Source organism: Streptomyces sp. NPDC029674 (assembly GCF_044903205.1).
Classification (GTDB): domain Bacteria; phylum Actinomycetota; class Actinomycetes; order Streptomycetales; family Streptomycetaceae; genus Streptomyces.
Genome location: NZ_JBJDPY010000001.1, coordinates 370,058 through 396,244, shown reverse-complemented (window position 1 = coordinate 396,244; position 26,187 = coordinate 370,058). Strand labels below are relative to the sequence as shown.

Here is a 26,187-nt window from a genome sequence, read left to right as displayed (position 1 = left end):
ACCGTCCGCCCGCCCGTCGAACCGTCGAGGCGGCACCTGCGAGAGGCAACACCATGACCACCGAGCTCAGCCCCGACGCCCCGGCCCCCGACGTCCCGGACCTCGCCGGGCTGCTCGCGCGGGCGCGGCGGGAGTACGAGGAACTCGCCGGGCGCGGGCTCTCCCTCGACCTGACGCGGGGCAAGCCCGCGCCGGAGCAGCTCGATCTCGCCGAGGACCTGCTGAGCCTGCCCGGCGGGCGGCACACCGCCGCCGACGGGACCGACGTGCGCAACTACGGCGGGCTCCAGGGCCTGCCCGAGCTGCGGGAAATCTTCGCCGAGCTGCTCCAGGTGCCCGCCGGGCAGCTGCTCGCGCTCGGCAACTCCAGCCTGGAGCTGATGCACGACTGCCTCGTGCACGCCCTCCTCGGCGTGCTGCCCGGCGCCGAGTCGCGCTGGGTGGACCAGGAGCGCATCGCGTTCCTCTGCCCGGTGCCCGGCTACGACCGGCACTTCGCGCTCTGCGAGCGGTTCGGCATCGACATGATCCCCGTGCCGATGACGGCCGCAGGACCCGACATGGACGAGGTCGAGCGGCTCGTCGCCGGGGACCCGGCGGTCAAGGGCATCTGGTGCGTGCCGAAGTACAGCAACCCCGACGGCGTCGTCTACAGCGACGAGACCGTGGCCCGCCTCGCCGCGATGCCCACCGCCGCCCCGGACTTCCGGATCTTCTGGGACAACGCGTACGCCGCCCACCACCTCACCGACGAGCCCGCCGAGATCGCCGACCTGCTCGCCGCCTGCGCCGCGGCCGGGCACGAGGACCGCGCCTTCGTCTTCGGCTCCACCTCGAAGATCACCGCGGCGGGCGCGGGCGTCGCCTTCTTCGGCTCGTCGCCCGCCAACGTGAAGTGGCTGCTCGCCAACAACCAGAAGCGGTCCATCGGCCCCGACAAGGTCAACCAGCTGCGGCACGTGATGTTCCTGAAGGACGCGGACGGCGTACGCGCCCACATGGAGCGCCAGCGCGCCCTGCTGCAGCCCAAGTTCGAGACGGTCGCCCGGATCCTGGACGCGGAGCTCGGCGGTACGGGCCTCGCCACGTGGACGTCGCCCAAGGGCGGCTACTTCGTGACCCTCGAAGTCCCGGACGGCTGCGCCAAGGAGGTCGTGCGGCGGGCCGCCGAGGCGGGGATCGTCCTGACCCCGGCCGGGGCGACGCACCCGTACGGGGACGACCCGCGCGACGCGACCATCCGCGTGGCGCCCAGCTACCCGGGCCTCGCGGAGCTGGAGCAGGCGATCGAGGGGCTGGCGGTGTGTGTGCGTCTCGTGGGTTACGAGCAGCGGGCCCGGACGGCCGGCTGAGCCTCAGGGGGCCTGGCGTTCCAGGAACGGTCCCAGCAGCCCCGGCACCGTCTCCTCCGCGAACGCCAGCCCCTCCGCTTCGTCCACGTCGTACGCCGCGTACGCCTGCGCGCCCGCCGCCGTCGTCGCGCTCAGGGTGACCAGGCCCGCCCGGCGCTGGAGCACGGACTGCTTGACGCTCCAGCCGATGACGCCGCCGCGGCGCAGCGCCACCGTGGAGCGTCGCAGGGTTCCGGAGCGTACGACCAGGTAGTCGGCGGTGAGGGCGTGCCCCAGGCTGCGGTACGCGTCGCGGGCGAGCGCCACCGCGACCGGCACAAGCACCACAGCGACGCCCGCCCCGGCGTACGCCAGGACCGGCACCTCCAGGAGAGCCCCGAGCAGCAGCAGGACCAGTGCCGGGGCCAGCGCCGCCGACACCGCCCACCGGATCCGTCGGGCCCGCGCCGCCCGCGGGTGCGCCGTGAGCTTCGCGGCGGTGGGCGTCACCGGCTCCCGCAGGACGCGCGCCGCCACGTCGTCGGCGAGCCGGCGCGGCGCGGCGGGCAGCAGGGTGCTCGGGCCCGCGTGGTCCTCCTCGTCCCGGCGGGAGAGCCCCGTGGCGACCGCGTCCACGCGGGCCGCGCCCGACAGCCGCAGGCCCAGCGGCTCGACGACGTCGACACCGCGCAGCCTCGCCTCCTCCAGGGAGACCGAGCGCGTCGTGAGGAGCCCGCGCCGCACCCGCAGCGTTCCGCCGGGCTCCCGGTCGAGCCGGTAGTTCCACCACATCGCGGTCCACAGCCCGAGCGCCCCCACCGACCCGGCGGCCAGCGCCCCCGCGACGAGGGCGAGCACGATACCCGGCACGGACATCCCGCGGAACGCGTCGCCCACCCGCTCGATGACCTCTTCCTGCACCCCGAACCACTCGCTGACCTGCATCACCGCACCGCCCGTCGCGGCGGCGAGCGCGGAGGTGACGAAGGAGAGCGGGGCGTACCGGATCCAGCGGAGGTCGAGGGCGGCGATCGTGCCCTCCGCGTCGGACGCGGCGTCGGGGCCCGCCCGGCCGAGCAGTTCGCGCCGCAGCCGTTCGCCCTCCGCCCTGCGGACGGGGCGGAGTTCGAGCGTGGCCTCCTGGGCCGAGCTCTGCTCACCGGTGCCGATCCGGACCTCGACCAGGCCGAGGAGGCGCAGGAGCGGGTGGGCGACGAGGTCGACGGAGCGTATGCGCTCCCGGCTCAGGTGGCGGTGCTTGGCGAAGAGGATGCCGCTGCGCAGCTCGGCCCGCTCGGGCCCGACGCGGTAGCGGCTGTGCCGCAGCCGCAGCGCGTCGAGCCCGACGCCGCCCGCGATCACCAGCAGACCCAGCCCCACCGCCCACGCGATCACGGGCCCCATGTCCACCCAGCCCTGGAAGCTGAGGGTGACCGGCAGCCCGGCGGCGGTCACCACACCACCGGTCATCTGCACGGTGACGAGCAGCGAACGCCGGTCGAGCGGCAGCCAGCCGGAGTCCTGCCGTGGTCCGGAGTCCTGCCGCGGTCCGGAGTCCTCGGAGGCCTCCGCGAGTTCGCTCACGTCGCGTCCCCGGGCGTCGCCTGGGTGACAAGGGCGAGCCGCTCCGCCAGCTCGGCGGCGGTCGCGTGGTCGAGGCCCTTGACCTTCAGGGCGCCCTTGGCGGACGCCGTGGTGACGGTCACCGTGGTGAGCCCGAAGATCCGCTGGACGGGCCCACGCATCGTGTCGACGGTCTGGAGCCGCGACATCGGCGCGATCCGGCCCTCCATCCAGAAGAACCCCGTCCGCACGTACACCGCGTCGTCCGTGACCTCCCAGCGGTGGACCTCGTACCACCACAGCGGCAGCAGCACCCCGGCGAGCACCCCCGGCACCGCGATGACCGCGGCGGGCAGCAGGAGCCAGGAGCGGGCCGGCGCGACGAGTGCGGCGAGCAGGACCAGGACGCCCACCGGGGCGGCCGTCGCCAGCAGCAGTTGCGTACGCCACCAGGCGACGGCGCGGCGGTCCAGGGGGTGGCGCGGCGGCCGCAGCCGCACGCCCGCCCTGTCGTCTCCTCGGTCAACAACCATGAGCCGAAAGGTACTTGCTTTCTCAAGCATCCGGCTCGCCGCCTGTAGCCGCACCGGGCCGGATATCGACCACGGGTCAGTGCTGCTGCGCCTTCTGCGGCGTCACCTCGCTCGGCCGCACGATGACGTGCCCCTCGCCCTCCAGCTTCAGCTGCACGGCCTCGCCCGAACCGCCGCGGATCATCGAGCCGATGGACTGCGACCGGTGCAGGGACGTGCCGAGAGCGGCGGTCCAGCCGACCACCGCGTCCGTGTCGACGTACACGGGCTGCTGTGGCGACACGGGGATCACCAGCGGATTCCCGTCGCAGACCAGGCCGAGCCGCCCGCTGCCGGTGAAGACGCTGTTGAAGAGCCCGCCCCCGGCGATCCCCGACCCCTTCACGGTCTTGATCTCGTACGAGAGGGTCGCGTCGAAGCAGAGGACGTTGCGGCCGTTGACCGTGAGGACGTCGCCGGGCTCGAGGTCGACGACGAAGCAGTTCTGCGCCTCGTGCGCGAACCACGCCTCGCCCTGCCCGCGCACCGCCATCAGCGGCAGCCCCTCACCGGTCATGGCGCGCTTGAGCATGCCGCCGACGCCCTGCCCCTTGCGTTCGAACTGCAGGTCGCCCCGGTAGGCGATCATGGCGCCCTGCCGGGCGAACATCTCACCGCTCACCGCGTACTTGATGGATTTGGCGTTCTGGAGCGTCATGCCGGGGGCGTGGGCCGGCTGGGCCATGTGGTCGCTGGAGAACAAGTCACTCTTCATAGGCACATTTTGAGCTACGCGAGGTGCGAAACGTCACCCCCTACCGTCGAGGTATGACACTCCACTACGAAAAGTTCCGCGACCTGCACCGCGCCGGTGAGCCCCTGCTGCTGCCCAACGCCTGGGACCACGCGTCGGCCGCCGCGTTCGCCGCCGCCGGATTCCGGGCCGTCGGCACGACCAGCCTGGGCGTGGCGGCCTCGGCGGGCCTGCCCGACGGGACGGGCGCCACGCGCGAGGAGACCGTCCGCCTGGCCCACGGCCTGGCCCGCCTCGACGTGCCGGTCAGCGTCGACATCGAGGGCGGCTTCAGCGACCGGCCCGATGAAGTCGCTGATCTCGTCCGGCAGTTGGCCGAGGCCGGGATCGCCGGCGTCAACATCGAGGACGGCCGCGCGGACGGCACGCTGCGGGACCTCACGCACCAGTGCGAGATCATCCATGCCGTACGGGAGTCCGTGCACGGCCGTGTCTTCGTCAATGCCCGCACGGACACGTACTGGTTGCCGGGCGCGGGGCAGGCCCCGGAGACCGGGGAGCGACTGGACGCGTACCGCCGGGCGGGCGCGGACGGGGTGTTCGTGCCCGGCCTGCGCGACCTGAGCGTCATCTCCGAGCTGACCTCGGGCCTCGAAGGCACCCCGCTCAACATCCTCCACACTCCCGGCGGCCCCGCCCTCCCGGAACTCGCCGAGGCGGGCGTACGCCGGGTCAGCTGCGGCTCGCTCCTGTTCCGCGCGGCGCTGGGCGCGGCGGTGGCGGCGGCGCGGGACCTGTCGGTGAGCGGCGACGTCCCCTCGTACGCCGAGACGCAGACGCTGTCCGAGGCGTTCGCCTAAAGTCCCGCCAGTGGAGATCAGTGAACTGACCGATGCCGAAAGGCTGGTGTGGGAGGCGTTTCCGCTCGGGCGGACCGTGAACTTCCGCACGGCGGGCGACGAGGGCCCGGAGGCCGGCGCGGGCTGGGGCCCCGAGCGCACCGTCCGCGCCGAGGTGCTGCGGGCGCTGCTCCTGGAAGGGCCCCGGCGCGACGGGGAGACCCCGGTGCTCCGGGTCACCGGGGCCCGGATCAGCGGAAGGCTGGACCTCCAGTACGCGGACGTCGCGTGGCCCGTCCACATCTGGGCCTGCTACTTCGACGACGTACCCGACCTGTACGGGGCGCAGCTTCGCCAGCTCAACCTGAGCCGCTCCGTCCTGCCCGGCCTGCACGCCATCGCGCTCCGCGTCGACGGCTCACTGCGCATGTCCAAGAGCCGGGTGCGCGGCCCCGTCCGGCTCGGTGGCGCGCGGATATCGGGGGCGGTCTTCCTCAACGGGGCGCACGTGGGGGAGGAGGGCATCGCGTACGACGAGCCCGTCCTCGCGCTCAACCGCGTGACCGTGGACGACGACTTCCAGGCCGACGGCGGCTTCCGGGCGGACGGCCTGGTCCGCCTCGCGGGCGCGGTCATCGCCGGGAACATCTCCTTCGACGACGCGGTGCTCAGCAATCCGGGCGGTACGGCGCTGCACGCCGCGAACCTGAGCGGCGGGACGGATCTGCACGCGATGCGGCTCAGGGCGTACGGGCGGCTGAACCTGCCCGGCGCCCGCCTGGGCGGGCGGCTCAACCTGGACGGCGCCCGGCTCTCCAACCCCGGCGGCATGGCCCTGCGCGCCAGCGGTCTCGTCGCGACCGCGCTCTACCTGGACAGGTCCGCGCCCATCGAGGGCGACGTCACGCTGCGCAGCTGTCAGCTCGAACTCCTGCACGTCCCCCCGGGCAGCTGGCCGGACCGGGTCCGCCTCGACGGTCTCACGTACACGAGAATCGGCCCGCGCGAGCCGGCCGAGCGGTGGCTGCGCGTCCTGGAACGGGACACCGAGGGCTACGTCCCCTACGCCTACGAGCAGTTGACCGCCGCGTACCGCCGCAGCGGGGACGACGCGGCCGCGCGCACCGTGCAGCTGGCGAAGGAGCGCCGTCACCGGGCCACCCTCGCGCGGCCCGCGCGGGCCTGGGGCCACCTCCAGGACGTGACCGTCGGCTACGGGTTTCGGCCCACGCGGGCGGCGGCCTGGCTGCTGTCGCTGCTGCTCGCCGGTTCCGTCACGTTCGCGCTGCGCGAGCCGCGCGCACTGAAGCGGGACGAGTCGCCGGACTTCAACGCGCTCTTCTACACGCTGGACCTGCTGCTGCCGATCGTCGACTTCGGCCAGGAGCGGGCGTATGCGGCGGAGGGGGCGTACCAGTGGTTCGGGTACGCCCTGGTGGTCCTGGGCTGGACCCTGGCGACGACGATCGCGGCGGGCGTCACGAGGGCGATCAGTCGTCAGTAGGGGCGACCATCGCCACGAACGCGGTCCAGGCACCGGCGCCGATCACCAGGGCGGGGCCCTGGGGGACCTTGCTGTCCCGTACGGGGACGACGCCGGCGACTCCGTCGGCGACCTCGACGCAGTTGCCGCCTTCGCCGTTGCTGTAGCTGCTCTTGCGCCAGCGGGCGGCGCCCACGAAGTCGTGGGCGACCTCGACGCATTCGCCGCTGTCGCCGCCGCTGTACGTGCTCTTGCGCCAGCGGGCGGTGCTCAGGTCGTACTCGCGCATTGTCTGTAGTCCTCCACCGCCGACTCGATCAAGGCCAGGGACGCCTCCGGTGACAGCGCGGCGGCCCTGAGCAGATCGTATGTCGCCTGCATCTGCTTCACCATTGCCGGGTCGTCCAGCAAGTTTCCCGAAAGCACGCCTTCTGTATAGGCAGTTGGTGGTGCGTCTTCGAACTCCATGAGCTTCAGCATCTTGCCCATGTTCGGGTACGCCCCAGCGGAGAACGGCAGTACCTGCACCATCGCCGTGCGCTCACGCATCATGGCGGTGACGTGGTCCAGTTGCTGAGCCATCACGTCCGGGCTGCCGACCGGGGTGCACAGCACGCCCTCATGCAGGATCGCCCAGTACGTGGGGCGGGTGGCGTCCTTGAGGATCGGCGCCCGGTCCATACGAGCCCTTACCCTCTCCTCGACGTACTCGTCCGTCGCGAACGGATGAGTCGCCAAAAACACGGCGCGGGCGTAGTCCCCGGTTTGCAGCAGCCCCGGAACCACCGCCGGGGCGAAGTCGCAGATCTCCGTGGCGAGCTGCTCCAGCTCGGCCACGTGCGCGAAATACTCCGCGTAGCGGGTCTCTTTGATCAGCTTCCGGCACATCCGCTCGAAAAAGCCGCCGGTTTGCAGCACCTCATCAATACGCTGCGCCACATCCAGCTGAGGTTTTCGAATGGCCTGCTCGAACTGGCCGATGTATCCCCCGGATACGAATACCCGTACCCCTAGTGCCGACTGGCTGAGCCCCGCGTCCTCGCGGCGCCGCTTCAGCTCCGCGCCGAAGAACTCCCAGGCCGCTTGCCGCGAACCATTGGCCATGGCCAACCGCCTTCCACTGCCCCGCAGTTGTAGGAGACAGACTGCTGCCGAGTGTAGGCGGGGTGCGTCACTGTGGGGGTGAGAAGAGTGAAATCCGAAGGCAAAGGGGAGCCACGTGAAGGTGGACGGAAAGCAGCACGCGATGGCATGTATCGAACAGGCGGAGGAAACCGTGCAGGAATTGCGCGCCGTACTCGCACGAGTGGGAATTACCTTGCCGTCATTGAGGATCGACCCCGCGTCCATCGCGCGGGAAGCCCCGTGTCCGCGGGTCGAATTGGGTGGCTGCTCGGCGGACGTGGCGGCGCGCCTCGCGGCGGTGCTGAGGAGTGCGCCATGAACTTCCCGGCGAACCTCCCGGTGGGCGCGTACGTCGTCGACACGAGCAGTGGCCGCGTGGGGAGGGTGATGGGCCACGAGGGCCCGTACGTCCAGCTGCGCCCCTACGGAGGGGGCCGCGAGTGGGACTGCGCCCCGGAGACGCTCCGTACGGCGACGACGGCGGAACGGCTGCGCGCGGCGACGGCGTACGCGAACGCCCGGAGCCGGGGCGAGGTGCCTTGACGATCAGCCGTACGCAGACCGCCTTCCCGGTCTGTGGGCCTGCCGACGACGACCGAGTCAGTCGGTCACAGACCGGCCTCCGCTTCCGCGGCGTCCCGGATGCGGCGAATCTCGGCGATGGCGTCCGTCGGGTCCTGCTCCGCCGCGTTCACCAGTCGTTCCAGTTCGCGCAGGCGGGCCGCGCGCTGAGGACGGCGCTCGATCGCGACGAAGACGGCCCACGAGTGGACGAAGGCGCGAAGGGGAGCCAGGCTCTGCGTCTGCTGGGCGTTCGTCGTCGCCTCGAACAGGTGCTGGGTGAGCGCGGGGACCCGGCTGGGCGCGATCCGGGACACCGCGGCGCGCAGCGCGTCGGGCGTCAGCTCGGGCATCGGGATCAGCGGCCCGTAGGGCTCGTCGGGCTGTGCGCTCACGGGGGCCTCCGGTGCGGATGAGACAGCTCTTCGTACGCTACCTCTCCGGCGCGGGACGCAGAGGGCGTACGCGGCGAACCGGCCCCGGTCGGCCACCCGGGCCCGGCGACCCCCTGGCGTACGCGAGAATGGACCCCATGAGTCTGTTCCGCGACGACGGCATCGTGCTGCGCACCCAGAAGCTGGGTGAGGCGGACAGGATCATTACGCTGCTCACGCGCGGTCACGGACGCGTACGCGCCGTCGCCCGCGGTGTGCGGCGGACCAAGTCGAAGTTCGGGGCCCGGCTTGAGCCCTTCTCCCACGTCGACGTGCAGTTCTTCGCGCGCGGGAGCGAGCTCGTCGGGCGCGGGCTGCCGCTGTGCACGCAGAGCGAGACCATCGCCCCGTACGGTAGCGGGATCGTCACGGACTACGCCCGGTACACCGCCGGGACGGCCATGCTGGAGACCGCCGAGCGGTTCACGGATCATGAGGGTGAGCCCGCGGTGCAGCAGTATCTGCTGCTCGTCGGCGCGCTGCGCGTCCTGTCGCGCGGCGAGCACGAGCCCCACCTGGTGCTCGACGCCTTCCTGCTGCGCTCGCTCGCCGTGAACGGCTACGCGCCGAGCTTCACCGACTGCGCCAAGTGCGGCATGCCGGGGCCGAATCGCTTCTTCTCGGTCGCGGCGGGCGGATCGATTTGCGTCGACTGCCGGGTGCCCGGCAGCGTCGTACCGTCGGCGGAGACGCTCACGCTGCTCGGCGCGCTGCTCACCGGCGACTGGGAGACGGCGGACGCGTGCGAGGCGCGGCACGCCAGGGAGGGCAGCGGGCTTGTTTCCGCCTATCTGCACTGGCATCTGGAGCGCGGACTGCGCTCCTTGCGGTACGTAGAGAAAGGCACGTGAGCAGTCACGTGCAGGACAGCTAGGTAGGAGAGAGAGCCCCCATGGCACGACGCGGAATCCTCGGACGGTCCCGCCGTGAGTACCAGCCGCCCGAGCCGCACCCCTCGGGCGCGCGACCGCCGAAGATCCCCGGCGAGCTGGTCCCGCAGCACGTGGCGATCGTCATGGACGGCAACGGACGCTGGGCGAAGGACCGCGGCCTGCCGCGCACCGAGGGGCACAAGGTCGGCGCCGAGCGCGTCCTCGACGTGCTGCAGGGCGCCATCGAGCAGGGCGTCGGCGCGATCTCGCTCTACGCCTTCTCCACGGAGAACTGGAAGCGGTCCCCGGACGAGGTGAAGTTCCTGATGAACTTCAACCGCGACTTCATCCGCAAGACCCGTGACCAGCTGGACGACCTCGGGGTGCGGGTGCGCTGGGTGGGCCGGATGCCCAAGCTGTGGAAGTCGGTCGCCAGGGAGCTGGAGATCTCCCAGGAGCAGACCAAGGACAACGACAAGCTGACCCTGTACTTCTGCATGAACTACGGCGGCCGCGCCGAGATCGCGGACGCGGCCCAGGCCATCGCGGAGGACGTGAAGGCGGGCCGGCTCAACCCGTCCAAGATCAACGAGAAGACGTTCGCGAAGTACCTGTACTACCCGGACATGCCGGACGTCGACCTCTTCCTCCGCCCCAGCGGCGAGCAGCGCACCTCCAACTACCTTCTCTGGCAGAGCGCCTACGCCGAGATGGTCTTCCAGGACGTCCTGTGGCCGGACTTCGACCGCCGCGACCTGTGGCGCGCCTGCCTCGAATACGCCTCCCGCGACCGCCGCTTCGGCGGCGCGATCCCGAACGAGGAGCAGATCGCCAACAGCTAGCCCGCGGATGGCGCAACAGTCGGCCCGCGAACGGCGAAGGGGCCCGCACCGTCGGATCACCGACGGTACGGGCCCCTTCGCCGCGTACGTACCGCTACGCGCTCGCGCACTCCCGGCACGTGCCGAAGATCTCCACCGTGTGCGCCACGTTCACGAAGCCGTGCTCCGAGGCGATCGCCTCGGCCCACTTCTCGACCGCGGGGCCCTCGACCTCGACGGCCTTGCCGCAGACGCGGCAGACGAGATGGTGGTGGTGGTCGCCGGTCGAGCAGCGGCGGTAGACCGTCTCGCCCTCGTTGGTGCGCAGGGCGTCGACCTCACCGGCGTCGGCGAGGGACTGGAGGGTGCGGTAGACCGTGGTCAGACCGACCGAGTCGCCCTTGTGCTTGAGCATGTCGTGCAGCTCCTGGGCGCTGCGGAACTCGTCCACGTCGTCGAGCGCCGCGGCCACCGCCGCACGCTGGCGGGTCGACCTGCCTCGAACCGGGGCTCCCACGGTTGCCTCCTCGCGTCACGCTCTGGTCTGGGCCTTGCCGGGCCATTGTGCCAGGTCGGCCCGGACCGCAGTCAGGCCTTGGCCACCGGCTCACCCATTACCGAGCACTCCGCGGGATCGCCGGCCGCCTCCGCGGCGGCCGCGGCCCGCGCTCTGCGCCTGGCCAGCGGCGTCGCGAGCACCGTCAGGACGACGAAGGCCCCGATGGTGAGGAGCACGATCGTCGCGCCGGGCGGCACGTCCTGGTAGTACGAGGTGACGGTGCCGCCGAGCGTCACCGCGACGCCGATGGCCACCGCGACCACGAAGGTCACCGCGAAACTCTTGGTCAGCTGCTGTGCGGCCGCCACCGGCACCACCATCAGCGCGGAGACCAGGAGCAGGCCCACGACGCGCATGGCGACGGTGACGGTGACCGCCGCGGTGACGGCGGTGAGCAGGTTCAGCGCCCGCACCGGCAGACCCGTGACGCGTGCGAACTCCTCGTCCTGGCTGACCGCGAAGAGCTGCCGGCGCAGCCCGACCGTGACGAGAACCACAAAACCGGCGAGCAGGCAGATCGCCGAGACGTCCTCCTCGGACACCGTCGAGAGGGAGCCGAAGAGGTACGACTGGAGGTTCGCGTTCGAGCCGCCGGGGGCGAGGTTGATGAACATGACGCCGCCCGCCATGCCGCCGTAGAACAGCATCGCGAGGGCGATGTCGCCGCGCGTCTTGCCGTACCAGCGGATCAGCTCCATGACGACGGCGCCGACGATCGCGACCGCCGTCGCCATCCACACGGGAGAGGTCGACAGCAGGAAGCCGAGGCCGACGCCGGTCATCGCGACGTGCCCGATGCCGTCGCCCATCAGGGCCTGGCGGCGCTGGACGAGGTAGATGCCGACGGCGGGTGCGGTGATGCCGACGAGGACCGCGGCGAGCAGGGCCCGCTGCATGAAGGCGTAATCGAGGAGTTCCATGGCTCTTGCGTCCTCAGGTGAGCAGGCCGGTACGGACCGGCTCCGCGTCGGCGGTGTGCGGGTGGACGTGGTCGTGGCCGGGCAGCGCGTGCTGGCCGACGGCGCGCGGGGGCGGTCCGTCGTGCATCACGCAGCCGTCGCGCAGCACCACGGCGCGGTCGATCAGCGGCTCCAGGGGGCCGAGCTCGTGCAGGACGAGGAGGACGGAGGTGCCGGCCGCGACCTGCCGGCGCAGGGTCGCCGCGAGGACGTCCTGGCTGGCGAGGTCGACGCCCGCCATCGGCTCGTCCATGATCAGCAGCTCGGGCTCGGAGGCCAGCGCGCGGGCGATGAGGACCCGCTGGTGCTGGCCGCCGGAGAGCGCGTTGACGGAGTCCTTGGCGCGGTCGGTGAGGCCCACGAGGTCGATGGCGCGGGCGACGGCCGCGCGGTCGGCCTTGCGCAGGACGCCGAAGCGGGCGCGGGAGAGCCGCCCGGAGGCGACGACCTCGGTGATCGTGGCGGGCACGCCGCCCGCGGCGGTGGTGCGCTGCGGCACGTACCCGACGCGGGCCCAGTCGCGGAAGCGGCGGCGCGGGGTGCCGAAGATCTCGACGTCACCGCCGGTGACGGGGACCTGCCCGATGACCGTGCGGACGGCGGTGGACTTGCCCGAGCCGTTGGCGCCGAGCAGGGCGACGACCTCGCCGCGGCGCACGGTGAGGTCGATGCCGCGCAGCACGGGGCGCGAGCCGAGCTCGGCCGTCACCTTGCGCAGGGATATGACGGCTTCGCCAGTGTCGTCGTGGGTGCTCATGGCTCGTGCCTCCGTAACCACAGGGGGTGTCACTTGGCGCCCAGAGCCTTCTGCAGGGCCTTGAGGTTGGACTCCATGACCTGGATGTAGTCGTCGCCCCTGGACTTGCCGGTGATGCCCTCGACGGGGTCGAGCACGTCCGTCTTCAGACCGGTGTCCTTGGCGAGGGTCTTCGCCGTCTCGTCGCTGACGAGCGTCTCGTAGAAGACCGTGGTGACCCCGTCGTCCTTCGCCATCTTCTGGAGGTCCTTGACGCGCTTGGCGCTGGGCTCGCCCTCGGGGTCGAGGCCGCTGATGGCCTCCTCGGTGAGGCCGTACCGCTCCGCGAGGTAGCCGAAGGCGGCGTGGGTGGTGATGAACACCTTGTTGTCGGTGTTCTTCAGGCCTTCCTCGAAGGACTTGTCCAGGCCACCGAGCTTCTTCACGAGCTTCGCGGTGTTCTTCTCGTACGTCGCTGCGTTGTCCGGGTCGGCCTTCCGCAGGGCCTTGCCGACGCCCTCGGCGACCTCGGCGTACTTCACGGGGTCGAGCCAGATGTGGGGGTCGGCGCCTTCGTGGGAGTGCTCGTGGCCGTGCCCTTCGTGGCCCTCTTCCTCGTGACCCTTTTCCTCATGCCCGCCGACCTCGTTGCCGTGCTTCTCCGTGCTGGTCAGGGAGGCGGCGTCGACCTTGGTCTTGATCCCGGACTGGTCGATCGCGTCGTCGACGGCGGGCTGGAGGCCCTTGAGGTACAGGGCGACGTCGGACTCTTCGAGCTCACCGCGCTGCTTGGCGGAGACGTCGAGGTCGTGCGGCTCCTGGCCGGGCTCGGTGAGGGTGGTGACGGAGACGTGGTCGCCGCCTATCTGCTCCGCGAGGTACTGCATGGGGTAGAACGACGCCACGACGTCCAGCTTGCCGTCCTTGTCGTCCGCGGCGGAGGTGGAGCAGGCGGTCAGCGCCGTGAGGCCGAGGACCGTGGCGGAGGCGAGGGCGGCGGTGGGTATCAGACGTCGTCGTACGTTCATGACACTCATTTTCAACAAATGTGGAAACGATTGTCAACAAGGCCCCTGTGGGGACGGGTATGGGGAACCGATTTGATTAGGGGGGTAAGGCCGCCGGTAACCTGAAGCATTCGCTCCCGAAGCCGCTGCTCCGGCAGTCATCGCTTCGTCCGCCGTCGTAATGAAGAGAGCACCGTGGCCGCCGACAAGATCGACACCATCGTCAGCCTCAGCAAGCGCCGTGGCTTCGTTTTCCCCTGCAGTGAGATCTACGGCGGACAGCGCGCCGCCTGGGACTACGGCCCGCTCGGCGTCGAGCTGAAGGAGAACCTCAAGCGCCAGTGGTGGCGCTACATGGTCACCTCGCGCGAGGACGTCGTCGGCATCGACTCGTCGGTGATCCTGGCGAGCGAGGTCTGGCAGGCCTCCGGCCACGTCGCGACCTTCTCCGACCCGCTCACCGAGTGCCTCTCCTGTCACAAGCGCCACCGCGCCGACCACCTGGAAGAGGCTTACGAGGCCAAGCACAACCGCCCGCCGGCCAACGGCCTCGCGGACATCAACTGCCCCAACTGCGGCACCAAGGGCCAGTTCACCGAGCCCAAGCAGTTCTCCGGCATGCTCGCCACGCACCTCGGCCCGACCCAGGACAGCGGCTCCGTCGCCTACCTGCGCCCCGAGACCGCGCAGGGCATCTTCACCAACTTCGGCCAGGTCCAGCAGACCTCGCGCCGGAAGCCGCCCTTCGGCATCGCGCAGATGGGCAAGTCCTTCCGCAACGAGATCACGCCCGGCAACTTCATCTTCCGCACCCGCGAGTTCGAGCAGATGGAGATGGAGTTCTTCGTCAAGCCGGGCGAGGACGAGAAGTGGCAGGAGTACTGGATGGAGCAGCGCTGGAACTGGTACACCGGCCTGGGCCTGCGCGAGGAGAACATGCGGTGGTACGAGCACCCGAAGGAGAAGCTCTCCCACTACTCCAAGCGCACCGCTGACATCGAGTACCGCTTCCAGTTCGGCGGCAGCGAGTGGGGCGAGCTCGAGGGCGTCGCCAACCGCACCGACTACGACCTGACCGCGCACTCCAAGGCCTCCGGCCAGGACCTCTCCTACTTCGACCAGGAGGCCGGCGAGCGCTGGACTCCGTACGTCATCGAGCCCGCGGCGGGCGTCGGCCGCACGATGCTGGCGTTCCTCCTCGACTCCTACATCGAGGACGAGGCGCCGAACGCCAAGGGCAAGCTGGAGAAGCGGACGGTCATGCGCTTCGACCACCGCATCGCGCCGGTCAAGGTCGCGGTGCTCCCCCTTTCCCGTAACCCGGAGCTCTCCCCGAAGGCCAAGGGCCTGGCCACCGCCCTCCGCCAGAACTGGAACATCGAGTTCGACGACGCGGGCGCCATCGGCCGCCGCTACCGCCGCCAGGACGAGATCGGCACGCCGTACTGCGTGACGGTCGACTTCGACACGCTCGACGACAACGCGGTGACGGTGCGGGAGCGCGACACGATGAAGCAGGAGCGGGTGTCCCTCGACCAGATCGAGGGCTACCTCGCGACGCGTCTCGTGGGCTGCTGACGCACCGACTGACATTGATCGGCTGACATCGGCTGTGGGAAGCCCCCGGTTCCGGGTTATGGAACCGGGGGCTTCCGTGCACACTGAGGCGCATGCCTACCCCCACGACCACGAGCCGCGTACGACGATGGGACCAACACGGGCGAGAGCACGTCGTCGAGGTCCAGAAGGCGGGCATGCAGCGGCAGTTGAGCTGCGTGACCTGCGGATGGCGCACGAAGGCGCAGTTCCTGCCGTGGCTCAAGGCCGAGGAACACCTGACGCGGGAGCATCAGGCGACGGTGGATCCGTCGGCTCCGGCGTCGTAGGGGTCTTGGGGGCCTTGGGGGTCATCACGAGGATGGTGGTGTCCTGGGGCTGCGGGGTGAGCAGCAGGTTCATGGCGTAGGGGCGGGGCGTGGGGCCGTTTTGCCGCGTGATCTCGACGGTCGCGGTCGCGGTCGCGGTCACGGTCACGGTCCTTGGGGCGAAGTCCCCGACGGAGCGGCAGGCCCACCAGTCGTCCAGGTCAGGCCGCGCCGACCGCAGCCGGCCGGTGAGCCGCCGGAAGCCCTCGTCCTCGGGGCGGCGGTCCGCGCGGGTGCGCAGGTGCCGATAGAGATCCATGGCGACGGACTCCCAGCCGGGCAGCACCCGCTGGTGCCGCTCGTCGCCGACGAGCAGGAGCAGCAAATTCCGCCGCTCATCGGGGAGTTCGGCGGGATCGGGCCATACGTCGGCGTACGCGCGGTTCCGGGCGAGGATGTCGAGGGCGGGACCGAGGAGCAGAGCCGGACTGTCGGGCCAACTGTCGAGCAGGGCGCGGAGGTTCGGATCGTACGAGGTGTACGGGCCCGCTGCCCTGGGGGCGAACCCGGCGAGGGCGAGCGCATGCCGGTGGGAGGCGTCGTCGAGGCGCAGGGCGCGGGCGACGGCGTCGAGCACCTGCCGGGAGGCGTCCACGCGCCCCTGCTCCAGCCAGGTGTACCAGGCGACGGAGACGCCGGACAGCGCGGCGACCTCCTCGCGTCGGAGCCCCGGGGTGCGGCGGCGCGCGGTGTGCGGCAGCCCGACGTCACCGGGGGAGAGCCGCTCGCGGTGGGCACGCAGAAACCCCCCAAGTTCCTTGCTGAGGCGCATGGTTGCCGTGGTGGTCGCCATACGCCCAGCGTATGACCTGAAGTCACCCCCATGAACGCCTGTCTGGCTGCGGTGCCGAGCGGGCCCGAACCTGAACCCATGACGAAGACGACCCCCACCATGTGGCGCCACCGCAACGACTCCTCCGACCTGACCGCACCCCGCCCCTTCATCCGCGTCTATACGGCCCCCGGCACGCTGGACGCGCTCGCGTCGTCCTACGAGCGCCTGCTCGGCACGGAACGGGACATGTGGTTCGCGTACCCCGAGAAGGGGCTGAACCTGGCGGTGGTCGGCGCCTTCCTCCTGATCGAGGGCACGGCGGAAACTCTGGCCCCCTTCCGCGCCGTTGACGGCACACTGCTCGTGGACTCGGCCCAGGCGTACCTGACCCGCCTGGCGGCGGAGGGCGCGGAGATCACGGCCCCCCTGACCAAGGTCCCCACGGGCTCGGGTTTCACGGCCCGCCACCGGGACGGCACGGTCATCGAATACGTGGAGCACAGGCCGACGGAGGAGGGGCTGTAAGGGCGTTGTCCAGAAGGACCTCAGCCGCCGCCCGCGCGTGCCGCCCGTAGTCCGCGTCACCCAGCACCATGGCGCGGCTGGCGGCCCCGTCCGCGAGAGTGACGAGCTGTTCGGCCAGCGCGGCGGGCTCGCGGCAGCCCAACTCCGTCACCAGTGCGGTCACCAGCCGCACCATCAGCAGCTTCTGTTCGCGGGCGTAGGAGTGGACCGCGCTCTGCGGATCGGGGAACTCGGCCGCGGCGTCGATGAACGGGCACCCGCGTACTGGGGCGACCGCGTCCGCCGCGGGCAGGACGAACAGCGCGAGGATCCGCTCTCTCGCCGGGATGTCCTCGCGCGTCAGCGCGCTCTCCAGGGTGCCGCCGGACGAGGCAAGGTCCTGGAGGTGGGCGATGACCAGGTCGCTCTTGGTCCGGAAGTGCGCGTAGAGGGTCCGCTTGGACACGGGCGCCTGCTCCGCGACCTGCTCCATGCCGGTCGCGTTGATCCCTTGGGCCGCGAACAGCTGGGCGGCGGCGGCGAGGATGCGCTCGCGTCCGCCGCGTCCCTGCCGCCGAGCGGCCGTCGTCACCGTACTCATGAGGGAAGTATACGTTCCCGTTTACTTCGGAGGGGAGCGATGGCTACAGTGGCGCCGCAAGTAAACGCATACGTTTACTTAATTAGCGTCGTGAGGAGAGTTCTATGAGCGGGCTGGTGGTTCCCACCGAGTTGAGCGACTACGCGGAGAAGCTGATACGGGGCCGTCACGCGACCCGCGCGTTCCGCCCCGAAGCCGTGCCGGACGACACGATGCGCGCGATCTTCTCTCTCGCCGGCACGGCGCCGTCCAACTCCAACGCGCAGCCGTGGCGGGTCGAGGTGGTCAGCGGCGCGAAGCGTGAACGCCTGGCGGACGCGTTGCGGGCGGCCCACGCCGAACAGCGCACCTCGACAGACTTCCCGTACTCGGAGGGCATGTACGCCCCCGTCCACCAGGAGAGGCGGGCGGCGTTCGGCGCGGGCCTGTACGGCGCCCTGGGCATCGGCCCCGACGACCACGCGGCACGCGCGGCCTACGACGCGGAGAGCCTGCGCTTCTACGGGGCACCACATGCCGCGTTCCTGTTCGTCACCGGCGTCGGCGGCCCGCGACTGGCCGCCGACGTCGGCGCCTACCTGCAGACGCTGCTCCTGGCCATGGCGGCATACGGGGTGGACAGCTGCCCGCAGGGCTTGCTCAGCTTCTACGCCGACACGGTGCGGGCCGAACTCGACGTCGCTGAGGGGCGGTTGCTGGTGGGCGTCTCCTTCGGCTACGGGGACGAGAGCGCGCCGGTGAACCGAGTCACGACGGAGCGAGCCGCTCTAGATACGACCACGGCGTTCCACGCCTAGTCCCCTCCGTGCCGCCTGCGCTGAATGTCAGAGGGAGGCCCTAAGGTCCTCCCTCGTGACTGAATCCTCCACCCACCTCAGTACGACGGCGGACGCCTACGACGCCATCGCCACCGTGTACGCGGGGCTGACCCGCGACGACCTCCGTAGCCCCTCCCTGGACCACGCGATGCTCACGGCGTTCGCCGGCCAGGTGCGGACCGAAGGCGTGGGTCCGGTCGCGGAGTTGGGCTGCGGCCCCGGCCCGGTCGCCGCCCTCCTCCGTGACCTGGGCCTGGACGCCTTCGGCATCGACCTGTCCCCGGTGATGATCGACCTGGCCCGTGAGGCCTACCCGGACATACGGTTCGAGGTCGGCTCCATGGACGCGCTCACCCTGCCCGACGGCGAGCTGCGCGGAGTGGTGTCCTGGTACTCACTGATCCACGCCCCCGAGCAGGATGTGGCCACGTACCTGGCGGAGTTCCACCGAGTCCTCGCCCGGGGCGGCCACCTCCTCCTCGCCTTCTTCGAGTCGGAGGGCGCCCCGCTGACCCCCTTCGACCACAAGGTGACAACGGCGTACCGCTGGCCGATCGACGCCCTCGCCGACCTCGCCCGCAAGGCCGGCTTCACCGAAGTGGGCCGCATGCTGCGGGAGCCGGGGGAGGGGGAGCGGTTCCGGCGAGGGTGCTTGTTGATGCGCAAAGAAGCTTGAGGCGCATGGCGAAGGGCCGGGCAGCCGCTCCTCAGCGGCCGCCCGGCCCTTCGCCGGTTGTGCTGGGGGAGGCCGGCACCTCCATCAGCAGCTCTCACTGCGGGGGGTCCTCGTGCAGTTGTCCGGTGTGTGCGTCCACGAAGTAGTCGGTGTAGTCCTTCGAGCCGTCGTCCTCCGCACCCTTCACCATGGCTTGGACGATGTACTCAGGGTTCCACCGGCCGTCGCGGCGAGTCGCCTTGATGACGTTCGCGTGGAACTCGAAGGCCTCCGGGTGGCTCACGGACTTCCTGACCGTATCCATCGCCCGGCCACGACTGACCTCGACCGACGGCAAGTCGTCGAAGTGTGACGGCCCCCGGGACGCGTTCAGTTGACTGACGCCCCCCACCGTGTTGATCTGCACATCCAGCATGGCCGGCATGAGCACCTTGTGCTCGACGGTCCGCCATGAAACGAGCCACCCGAGTCGCCCGCCCGCGACAGGAACCGCCGTCACATTGGTCGCATTCTTCACCCATGGGTAGTGGGCCACCGCGTACCGGGTCGCCAGCTTCTTCGCTTCGCCGCGCGTGAGATTCGGATGCTCCCGCCCGTCGATGGGGAAGGAGCGGTTCGTGGGCGTGTCGCTGTACTCCAGTGAGGCTGTGAACGACAGCTTCGACGGCCAGGATATTTCGGCGTCGACCTTGTCGTTCGAGAAGTGCACTGTGCCCCGTCCGCCTGTGCCCTCCATGGGTGTGTACTGGAGTTTGCCATCGGAGACGGATGTGTAGCCGTCTCCGAACGCCTCGTCGAGCGCGGCGCGCATGGCGTTCGCCTGTTGGCTTGAGCCCGCCTGAATGCTGGTCGCGTCGACGGCTGTGAACGCGATTCCCGGAACTGTCATCCCGATTCCGATGACGCCGACTGCCGCTGTCGCCACGGCCGGGATGCGTTCGTCGGTGTACGACCGGAACTCAATGCCCGATCTGCGTGCGACCAGCCAGGCGCATCCCATGCCGACCAAGCCGCCGAGGATGTTCATCTCCGCGTCGGAGCTGTCACATATCCGAGAGAACGCATTGACCGTAGCCTGCGACAGCTCGATCAGACAGGGGCCGAGGATGACTCCCGCGAGGGTGAGCAGGCGACGCCGTGAGGCCATCAAGCCAAGAAATCCGAGGGGGACCGTCATCAGGCCGTTGAGCAGGCCCTGGGTGGTACGGAACGGCTCCGCGATCTGACGGTTTACCGTGCACTCATGACTGGCCGATCCGCTACCCGGAAGAAATAGGGTCACCCCTACGACCACTACGAGGCAAGCGACAAATGCGCTGGGCATCAATGCGGGCCGTCGCCGCTGCTTCAGCCAGGTGAAAGTGCCAAGGGAAAGCACTGCGGCAGTAATGGCCAGAAGGGCGACCCACTGTCCCTTGCCCTGGAATATCGCTTGAAACACGTCGTTACCTTCACTGAGGACAAGCCCCTGCCCGGCCCGTCCGAGGGGGCGGGCAGGAGCTTCCCTCGCTGGTACTGCGGATCAGCAGTGTGCGGACGGCGTCTGGAAGGTGCCCTGTCCTGAGACGGACATGATGCCGACGGTCGAGGAGCAGATACCGTCGTAGCTGGTCGTCCACGTCTTGCTCTTGGTGGTGCCCGAGGTCTGCCTCACCGCAGCGCCATAATGAGTGGTGCCACCCTTGTTGTAACCGAGCTTGACCGTGATCGCGCTGCCCCCGGTCTTCTTGTACCAGGTCCTGATGGCGCCGTTGTTGGCGTTCGGGTGGTACTTGGAGTGGAACAGGGCCCCGCTGGTGAGCGAGGTGCAGCGGGAGTTCGCGCTACCGCTGTAGCCGTCACCGGGGCAACCTGCCGAACGAAGCATCACGGGACCATCCGCGGCAGCCTCCGGCGTGACGGAACCGTCCTCGATGTTCACCGCCACGGTCGTTTCATCGGCCGTCGGCTCCGCGTCGGCCTGGGCAGGACCTGCGGTGCCCCAGAGCGCGAGACATGCCGCAGGGACAGCCAGGGCCTTGGTCAGGGTGGAGCGCATTTATTCATCCCTCGAATATAAGGGAGGCGAAAGTCGTTGCCATCCACGGTTTATGGCGTGGATGGCAAACGAACAGGCCCCCCTGTTGTTCATGTTGTTGTTCACGGGCCTTCCGTGGCCCGACCTCATGATCATAAACAGACCTTACCCACCTCCTACAAATTCACTTTCGGAGACCGGGGCGCCAGAAAGCAGCTGCGCAAATACCGCTAAGAGGAATGCGGAGACGCTGAGGTTCCCTATGTGAAGCTACAGAAACCAGATTGTGACTTATGATCGCTGACCGTAGTGTTCCAGCCCAAGGGCTCCCAAAGCGGACAATCAAACGCTTCACCTCAACCTGCCTGCAAAGTGGGTCACTTGGGCAGAGAAGGGGGCTGTGGAGGCCTCTGTGTGTCAGCGCAGGGCAAGGGGGGCCGTAAACGCACCGTGATGGTTCGGCTCTTCGCGTACCCGCCGAAGTCGCTGCCTTCGAGGGGGATCGAGCCCGTCTCGTCCCTACTTGGGTCTGGCCGATGAGCCCTGCTGGGCGGTCAGGCGCGCAAACCTCGTAGCGTGAGGTCCAGGACCGCCGTGAATGCGGTCTCGATGCCCGGGCGGGACCAGTGCGTCGCGTACGCCGGGTCGTGGAAGCGGGCCGTTGCGTCGAAGACGGCGCGGGCCGACAGGGTGGGGTCGGGGGACGTGAAGTCGCCTCGGTCCACGCCCTCTTGGATGATCGTGGTGAGTTGGGACGTCAGGTCGGCGATGTGGTCGTCGACGACGTCGCTGTTCTCGTCCACCAGTACCGAGTACGTGGCGAAGAGTTCCGGGTCGTCGCCGGCCTTGTGCTGCTTCGCCTCGAAGAGGGCCGCCAGCCAGTGGCGGAGTTTCGCCTCGGGGGCTTCGGTGCCGGTGACGATCGTGGAGAGGGTCTGCGACGTACGGTCCAGCCAGCGTCGCGTCACCGCGCCGCGCAGCTCCGTCTTCGTACGGAAGTGGCGGTACACCGTGCCGTGGCTCACCCCCAGCGCGCGGGCCACGTCGACGACCGTGGCCCTGGCCGCGCCGTGCCTGCGCAGCACCTCCTCGGTCGCTTCGAGGATGCGCTCGGGGGTCAGGGGAGCCGCGGTTGCTGCCATGGCTAGACCGTACCCGGGGACGGATCAGTGCTCGCTGTCGAGGTGTGCCATCTGGGAGTCCGGGTAGCGGGCTCCCGCCGCCGCGTCCGCAGGGATGGCCTCCTCGATCGCGGCCAGGTCGGTGGCGTTGAGTGTTACGTCCAGGGCCGTGAGCGCCTCGTCCAGGCGGGTGCGCGTACGGGCGCCCACCAGCGGGACGATCGACGCCCCGTGCCGCGGGCCCTGTGCGAGTACCCACGCGATCGCGGTCTGCGCGACGCTCACGCCCTTCTGGTCGGCGATCTTCCGCAGGGCGTCCACCAGGTCGAGGTTGCGGTCGAGGTTCTCGCCCTGGAAGCGGGGGCTCATCGCGCGGAAGTCGTTCGCGGCCAGCTTGCGGTCGCGGGTGAAGTGGCCGGAGATCAGGCCGCGGGACAGGACCCCGTACGCCGTCACGCCGATGCCCAGTTCGGCGACCGTCGGCAGGATTTCGGACTCGATACCGCGCGAGATCAGCGAGTACTCGATCTGGAGGTCCGAGATGGGGGCCGTCGCCGCCGCCCGGCGGATCGTCGCGGCGCCGACCTCGGAGAGGCCGATGTGCCGCACGTACCCCTTCTCGACCAGCTCTGCGATGGCGCCCACCGTCTCCTCGACCGGGACGTCGGGGTCGACGCGGGCGATGCGGTAGACGTCGATGTGGTCGACGCCCAGGCGCTGGAGCGAGTACGCGGCGAAGTTCTTGACCGCTGACGGGCGGCCGTCGTAACCCGACCAGCCGCCGTCCGGGTCCCGCAGGGCGCCGAACTTGACGCTGGTGAGGGCCTGTTCGCGGTGCGCGGGGGGCGCGGTGCGCAGGGCCTCGCCGATCAGTAGTTCGTTGTGGCCCATCGCGTAGAAGTCGCCGGTGTCGAGGAGCGTGATGCCCGCTTCCAGGGCGGCGTGGATCGTCGCGATGGACTCCGTGCGGTCCGCCTCCCCGTAGAGCGCGGACATGCCCATGCAGCCGAGGCCGAGGGCGGAGGTCTGGGGGCCGGTCGTGCCGAGAGTGAGAGTACGCATGCGTCCACCATGGCATGACGAATGACAGATTTCAATATCTGTTATCTGTTACCTGTCATCCGTGCCTGTGCCTGTGCTCTGTCATCTGGCGGTTGTCAGTTGTTCCGCCGTCCTCCGTGCCGACTCCCGCGCCCGCCGCCCGCTCGTCACCGCCCCCAGCACCAGCACCGCCAGGCCGCAGCCCGCGATGATCCACCAGGCGGGGCGGCTCGCCGCCGTGAAGTCCTTCGCGTACGAAGAAGACGCGACGCCCGACGCCAGGACCGCGCCGATCACCGCTACGCCGAGCGTCGTGCCGATCTGGCGGCTCGTGGAGGCGACCGCCGCGGCTACGCCCGCCTGGGCGCGCGGCATTCCGGAGACGGCCGTGTTGGTGATCGGCGCGTTCACGAAGCCGAAACCGAGGCCGAAGAGGACGTAGCCGATCAGGCGAGGACCGCTGGAGTTCTCCGCCTCGAACGCGGCGAAGAGGATGCCCGAGGCCGTCATCGTCATCCCCGCGATCAGCAGCGGGACGCGCGGGCCGCGGCTGCCCACCAGGCGGCCCGAGAGCGGGCCGCAGACCAGTGCCATGGCCGCGATCGGCAGCATCCACAGGCCGGCGTGCAGCGCGTCCAGGCCGAGTACGTCCTGGAGGTAGAGCGTCGAGAGGAAGAGGAAGCCGCTGAGGGAGGCGAAGGCGCAGACCGCGATCACCGTCGCGCCGCTGAACGGCGCCGAGCGGAAGAAGCGCAGGTCGATGAGGGGCTGGGCGCGGCGCGGCTCGTAGCGGAGCAGTCCGGCGAGGCCGGCCGCCGCGACGCCCGCGGAGCCGAGGATCAGCGGTGACGTCCAGCCGGCGCGCGGCGCCTCGATGATCGCGAACGTCAGCGCGCCGAGCAGCACGATCACCAGGAGCTGTCCGACCGGGTCCGGGCGGCGCGGGCTGGGGGCGCGCGACTCGGGGACGTACCGCAGGGTGAGGAGGAGCGCGGCGAGGCCCACCGGCAGGTTGACCAGGAAGATCGAGCGCCAGCCGACCGTGTCCACGAGCACGCCGCCGACCAGCGGGCCCGCCGCCATGGAGATGCCCGCGACGCCGCCCCAGACGCCGATGGCCCGGGCCCGCTCGCGCGGGTCGGTGAACGTATTGGTGATGATCGACATCGCCACCGGGTTCAGCATGGAGCCGCCGACCGCCTGCACCATGCGGAAGACCACGAGCAGTTCGAGGCTGGGCGCCAGTGAGCAGAGCGCCGAGCCGAGGGTGAAGACGACCAGGCCCGTCACGAAGACCTTGCGGCGGCCGATCCGGTCGGCGGTCGAGCCCGCCAGCATGAGGAGCGAGGCGAGGACGAGCGTGTACGCGTCGACCGTCCACTGCATGCCCGAGACGCTCGCGTCGAACTCCTTCTGCAGGGTGGGCAGCGCGACGTTCAGGACCGTGTTGTCGAGGGTGACGATCAGCAGGCTCGTGCAGCAGATCGCCAGGACGAGCATGCGCCGGCGGTGGGGGAGGTCGTCGCGGTGGCTCTGAGGGAGTTCGTCGCGATGGCCGCGGGTGAGTTCATCGGGCATCTTTCGACGGTACGGCGGCAGGGTGGCACGGCGGTACGGCGGTACGGCGAGGTGGCACCCACCGGACCGCCCCGACCGTCAGGCCAACCGCCCCGGCAACCGCAGGCTGAGCAGCGCCAGCCCGAGCAACCCCGCCAACTGCACCCCGAGCGCCGTCACGAACGCATTCCGTATGCCGATGTCGGGGATCAGCGCCAGGAAGAGCGAGCCGATCGTCGCCACGCCCACCGCCAGGCACGACTGCTGGACCGTCGCCGCGAGTCCGCTGCCCGCGCCCGCCCGCGCGGCAGGTACGGCCGCGAGCGCGACGCGGTAGTAGAGGGCGAGCTGGACGCCCTGGCCGGCGCCGCACAGGAGCAGTCCCGGAGCGAGGGCCAACGGGTTCAGGCCGGGCCACGGAGCCCACAGCACCGTCGCCGCGAGCACCGCGAGGCCCGTGGCGTGGACCAGGGCGGCCCGGGTCATCGCGCGAGTGCCCCAGCGGTGCGCCAGGCGCGGTACGAGCATCGACGCCGGGATCTGCGTGAGGCCCATCGGGATCACGGTCAGGCCCGCCTTCAGCGCTCCGTACCCCAGCCCCTGCTGGAGGATGATCGCGAATCCGAACATGAAGCCGCTGAAGCCGATGAAGATCGGCAGGCCGAGGACGAGGCTTCTGCGCACGGCAGGCTCGCGCAGCAGTGACGGCGGGAGCAGCGGGCTGCCGCCGGTGCGTTCGGCGCGGCTCTCCACCGCGCCGAACGCCCAGCCGAGCAGCGGCGCCGCGACCAGCAGGAGCACCGACCACAGCGGCCAGCCCGTCGCGCGGCCCTCCGTCAGGGGCAGCAGGAACGCGGTCAGCGCGCCGGCGAACAGGACGGTGCCGAGGACGTCACCCCGTACGGGCCGCTCGGCGCGGCTGTCCGGCACCGCTCGTACTCCGACGAGCAGGGCCACCACCGCGATCGGCACGTTGACGAGGAACACCGCGCGCCAGCCCGTGCCGCCCAGGTCCGCGGCGACCAGGGCACCGCCGAGGGCCTGCCCGAGCAGACCCGCGACGCCGCTCACCGCGCCGTACAGCGCGACGGTCCTGGCCCGCCGCTCGCCGCTCGTCGTCGCGTGGATCGTGCCGAGTACCTGCGGCAGCATCAGCGCGGACGCGGCGCCCTGCGCCACGCGTGCCCCCACCAGCCACCACGCGCCGGGCGCGAGCCCGCAGGCCAGCGAGGTCAGGCCGAAGGCGGCCACGCCCCACAGGAAGAGCTTCCGGCGCCCGTACGTGTCGCCGAGCCGGCCGCCCAGGACGAGCAGTACGGCGTACGCCACCGCGTAACCGGCGACGACCATCTCCAGCGTGGCGGGGGAGGCGTGCAGGTCCCGTTCGATGCTGGGCAGGGCGATGTTGACGATGAAGAAGTCGATGCTGGAGAGGGAGGCGCCGAGGAGGACGGTGAGGAGGCCGAGGGAGGTGAGGGGGGTCAAGGGGGAGGGCGCGGGGGAAGCGGCCGCGCCGCTGGCGCGGGACTTGTCGGTGTTGGTCGTGAGAGTCACGGATACGACGATGTTCCGGCCCTCAGAGGGGTACCAGAGTGT

29 protein-coding genes are annotated in these 26,187 nt (G+C 70.3%); 11 read left to right on the top strand and 18 right to left on the bottom strand.

Annotation, left to right across the window (positions count from 1 at the left end; translation table 11 throughout):
- Nucleotides 1–53: 53 nt before the first annotated feature.
- Nucleotides 54–1,352 (top strand): aminotransferase class I/II-fold pyridoxal phosphate-dependent enzyme, encoded by a 1,299-nt coding sequence (locus ACI2L3_RS01760; protein ID WP_404750309.1) that lies wholly within the window; start codon nucleotides 54–56, stop codon nucleotides 1,350–1,352.
- Nucleotides 1,353–1,355: 3 nt separating this feature from the next.
- On the opposite strand, the gene ACI2L3_RS01755 is transcribed toward ACI2L3_RS01760, so the two are convergent.
- The 3 genes from ACI2L3_RS01755 to ACI2L3_RS01745 form a co-directional block, all read right to left on the bottom strand.
- Nucleotides 1,356–2,840, bottom strand: a complete 1,485-nt coding sequence (locus tag ACI2L3_RS01755) for a PH domain-containing protein (RefSeq protein ID WP_404750689.1) — start codon at nucleotides 2,838–2,840, stop codon at nucleotides 1,356–1,358.
- Between the two features lie 71 nt (nucleotides 2,841–2,911).
- The gene (locus ACI2L3_RS01750) at nucleotides 2,912–3,427 is read right to left on the bottom strand and encodes a PH domain-containing protein (RefSeq protein WP_404750308.1); all 516 of its coding nucleotides are present in this window, start codon (nucleotides 3,425–3,427) and stop codon (nucleotides 2,912–2,914) included.
- Nucleotides 3,428–3,503: 76 nt separating this feature from the next.
- Nucleotides 3,504–4,181, bottom strand: a complete 678-nt coding sequence (locus tag ACI2L3_RS01745; protein ID WP_404750307.1) for an AIM24 family protein — start codon at nucleotides 4,179–4,181, stop codon at nucleotides 3,504–3,506.
- A gap of 53 nt (nucleotides 4,182–4,234) precedes the next feature.
- On the opposite strand from ACI2L3_RS01745, the gene ACI2L3_RS01740 reads away from it, so the two are divergent.
- Both ACI2L3_RS01740 and ACI2L3_RS01735 read left to right on the top strand, forming a co-directional pair.
- Entirely contained in the window at nucleotides 4,235–5,020 is a 786-nt protein-coding gene (locus ACI2L3_RS01740; RefSeq protein ID WP_404750306.1) for an isocitrate lyase/phosphoenolpyruvate mutase family protein, read from the top strand.
- 10 nt (nucleotides 5,021–5,030) lie between these two features.
- Complete coding sequence (locus tag ACI2L3_RS01735) at nucleotides 5,031–6,503, top strand: membrane-associated oxidoreductase (protein WP_404750305.1); 1,473 nt, start codon at nucleotides 5,031–5,033, stop codon at nucleotides 6,501–6,503.
- On the opposite strand, the gene ACI2L3_RS01730 is transcribed toward ACI2L3_RS01735, so the two are convergent.
- Both ACI2L3_RS01730 and ACI2L3_RS01725 read right to left on the bottom strand, forming a co-directional pair.
- Nucleotides 6,490–6,771, bottom strand: coding sequence for a DUF397 domain-containing protein (locus ACI2L3_RS01730; RefSeq protein ID WP_404750304.1), 282 nt, complete (start codon nucleotides 6,769–6,771; stop codon nucleotides 6,490–6,492). The two genes, ACI2L3_RS01735 and ACI2L3_RS01730, sit on opposite strands and share 14 nt — an antisense overlap.
- A complete protein-coding gene (locus tag ACI2L3_RS01725; RefSeq protein ID WP_404750303.1) occupies nucleotides 6,753–7,586 on the bottom strand; it encodes a helix-turn-helix domain-containing protein in 834 nt (277 codons plus the stop codon). The genes ACI2L3_RS01730 and ACI2L3_RS01725 overlap by 19 nt, the downstream gene beginning before the upstream one ends.
- A 336-nt stretch (nucleotides 7,587–7,922) precedes the next feature.
- Here ACI2L3_RS01725 and ACI2L3_RS01720 point away from each other — a divergent pair, with 336 nt between their 5' ends.
- A complete protein-coding gene (locus tag ACI2L3_RS01720) occupies nucleotides 7,923–8,150 on the top strand; it encodes a hypothetical protein (RefSeq protein WP_404750302.1) in 228 nt (75 codons plus the stop codon).
- Between the two features lie 65 nt (nucleotides 8,151–8,215).
- On the opposite strand, the gene ACI2L3_RS01715 is transcribed toward ACI2L3_RS01720, so the two are convergent.
- Nucleotides 8,216–8,563 (bottom strand): hypothetical protein, encoded by a 348-nt coding sequence (locus ACI2L3_RS01715; RefSeq protein WP_404750301.1) that lies wholly within the window; start codon nucleotides 8,561–8,563, stop codon nucleotides 8,216–8,218.
- A gap of 137 nt (nucleotides 8,564–8,700) precedes the next feature.
- Here ACI2L3_RS01715 and recO point away from each other — a divergent pair, with 137 nt between their 5' ends.
- Together recO and ACI2L3_RS01705 are read left to right on the top strand one after the other, a co-directional pair.
- Nucleotides 8,701–9,453: a DNA repair protein RecO gene (recO, locus tag ACI2L3_RS01710; RefSeq protein WP_404750300.1), complete on the top strand. Its 753-nt coding sequence runs from the start codon at nucleotides 8,701–8,703 to the stop codon at nucleotides 9,451–9,453.
- A 41-nt stretch (nucleotides 9,454–9,494) separates the two neighbouring features.
- Entirely contained in the window at nucleotides 9,495–10,316 is an 822-nt protein-coding gene (locus ACI2L3_RS01705; protein ID WP_404750299.1) for an isoprenyl transferase, read from the top strand.
- A gap of 94 nt (nucleotides 10,317–10,410) precedes the next feature.
- On the opposite strand, the gene ACI2L3_RS01700 is transcribed toward ACI2L3_RS01705, so the two are convergent.
- From ACI2L3_RS01700 to ACI2L3_RS01685, 4 genes are all read right to left on the bottom strand, one after another.
- Nucleotides 10,411–10,812, bottom strand: a complete 402-nt coding sequence (locus ACI2L3_RS01700; protein WP_404750298.1) for a Fur family transcriptional regulator — start codon at nucleotides 10,810–10,812, stop codon at nucleotides 10,411–10,413.
- A gap of 71 nt (nucleotides 10,813–10,883) precedes the next feature.
- Nucleotides 10,884–11,774 carry a metal ABC transporter permease gene (locus tag ACI2L3_RS01695; protein WP_404750297.1) on the bottom strand — a complete coding sequence of 297 codons (891 nt, stop codon included), beginning with the start codon at nucleotides 11,772–11,774 and terminating at the stop codon, nucleotides 10,884–10,886.
- A 13-nt stretch (nucleotides 11,775–11,787) separates the two neighbouring features.
- Nucleotides 11,788–12,570: a metal ABC transporter ATP-binding protein gene (locus tag ACI2L3_RS01690; RefSeq protein WP_404750296.1), complete on the bottom strand. Its 783-nt coding sequence runs from the start codon at nucleotides 12,568–12,570 to the stop codon at nucleotides 11,788–11,790.
- Between the two features lie 29 nt (nucleotides 12,571–12,599).
- Entirely contained in the window at nucleotides 12,600–13,577 is a 978-nt protein-coding gene (locus ACI2L3_RS01685) for a metal ABC transporter substrate-binding protein (RefSeq protein ID WP_404750295.1), read from the bottom strand.
- A gap of 174 nt (nucleotides 13,578–13,751) precedes the next feature.
- Here ACI2L3_RS01685 and ACI2L3_RS01680 point away from each other — a divergent pair, with 174 nt between their 5' ends.
- A complete protein-coding gene (locus ACI2L3_RS01680; RefSeq protein WP_362999753.1) occupies nucleotides 13,752–15,134 on the top strand; it encodes a glycine--tRNA ligase in 1,383 nt (460 codons plus the stop codon).
- Between the two features lie 92 nt (nucleotides 15,135–15,226).
- Nucleotides 15,227–15,442 carry a hypothetical protein gene (locus ACI2L3_RS01675; protein ID WP_404750294.1) on the top strand — a complete coding sequence of 72 codons (216 nt, stop codon included), beginning with the start codon at nucleotides 15,227–15,229 and terminating at the stop codon, nucleotides 15,440–15,442.
- On the opposite strand, the gene ACI2L3_RS01670 is transcribed toward ACI2L3_RS01675, so the two are convergent.
- A complete protein-coding gene (locus tag ACI2L3_RS01670; RefSeq protein WP_404750293.1) occupies nucleotides 15,375–16,274 on the bottom strand; it encodes a helix-turn-helix domain-containing protein in 900 nt (299 codons plus the stop codon). The two genes, ACI2L3_RS01675 and ACI2L3_RS01670, sit on opposite strands and share 68 nt — an antisense overlap.
- Before the next feature lie 78 nt (nucleotides 16,275–16,352).
- Here ACI2L3_RS01670 and ACI2L3_RS01665 point away from each other — a divergent pair, with 78 nt between their 5' ends.
- Nucleotides 16,353–16,781 carry a hypothetical protein gene (locus ACI2L3_RS01665; RefSeq protein ID WP_404750292.1) on the top strand — a complete coding sequence of 143 codons (429 nt, stop codon included), beginning with the start codon at nucleotides 16,353–16,355 and terminating at the stop codon, nucleotides 16,779–16,781.
- Here ACI2L3_RS01665 and ACI2L3_RS01660 read toward each other — a convergent pair.
- The gene (locus ACI2L3_RS01660; RefSeq protein ID WP_404750291.1) at nucleotides 16,738–17,361 is read right to left on the bottom strand and encodes a TetR/AcrR family transcriptional regulator; all 624 of its coding nucleotides are present in this window, start codon (nucleotides 17,359–17,361) and stop codon (nucleotides 16,738–16,740) included. The genes ACI2L3_RS01665 and ACI2L3_RS01660 overlap by 44 nt on opposite strands.
- 104 nt (nucleotides 17,362–17,465) lie before the next feature.
- On the opposite strand from ACI2L3_RS01660, the gene ACI2L3_RS01655 reads away from it, so the two are divergent.
- A complete protein-coding gene (locus ACI2L3_RS01655) occupies nucleotides 17,466–18,158 on the top strand; it encodes a nitroreductase (protein WP_404750290.1) in 693 nt (230 codons plus the stop codon).
- A gap of 55 nt (nucleotides 18,159–18,213) precedes the next feature.
- On the top strand, nucleotides 18,214–18,855 hold the full coding sequence (locus tag ACI2L3_RS01650; protein ID WP_404750289.1) for a class I SAM-dependent DNA methyltransferase: 642 nt from the start codon (nucleotides 18,214–18,216) through the stop codon (nucleotides 18,853–18,855).
- Between the two features lie 94 nt (nucleotides 18,856–18,949).
- On the opposite strand, the gene ACI2L3_RS01645 is transcribed toward ACI2L3_RS01650, so the two are convergent.
- The 6 genes from ACI2L3_RS01645 to ACI2L3_RS01620 form a co-directional block, all read right to left on the bottom strand.
- Entirely contained in the window at nucleotides 18,950–20,296 is a 1,347-nt protein-coding gene (locus ACI2L3_RS01645; protein ID WP_404750288.1) for a VanZ family protein, read from the bottom strand.
- An 81-nt stretch (nucleotides 20,297–20,377) separates the two neighbouring features.
- Nucleotides 20,378–20,893, bottom strand: coding sequence for a hypothetical protein (locus ACI2L3_RS01640; RefSeq protein ID WP_404750287.1), 516 nt, complete (start codon nucleotides 20,891–20,893; stop codon nucleotides 20,378–20,380).
- A gap of 533 nt (nucleotides 20,894–21,426) precedes the next feature.
- A complete protein-coding gene (locus ACI2L3_RS01635; protein WP_404750286.1) occupies nucleotides 21,427–22,014 on the bottom strand; it encodes a TetR family transcriptional regulator in 588 nt (195 codons plus the stop codon).
- A gap of 24 nt (nucleotides 22,015–22,038) precedes the next feature.
- Nucleotides 22,039–23,055, bottom strand: coding sequence for an aldo/keto reductase (locus ACI2L3_RS01630; RefSeq protein ID WP_404750285.1), 1,017 nt, complete (start codon nucleotides 23,053–23,055; stop codon nucleotides 22,039–22,041).
- 81 nt (nucleotides 23,056–23,136) lie between these two features.
- Nucleotides 23,137–24,612, bottom strand: coding sequence for an MFS transporter (locus ACI2L3_RS01625; protein ID WP_404750284.1), 1,476 nt, complete (start codon nucleotides 24,610–24,612; stop codon nucleotides 23,137–23,139).
- A 78-nt stretch (nucleotides 24,613–24,690) separates the two neighbouring features.
- Nucleotides 24,691–26,145, bottom strand: coding sequence for an MFS transporter (locus ACI2L3_RS01620; protein ID WP_404750283.1), 1,455 nt, complete (start codon nucleotides 26,143–26,145; stop codon nucleotides 24,691–24,693).
- Nucleotides 26,146–26,187: the final 42 nt, after the last annotated feature.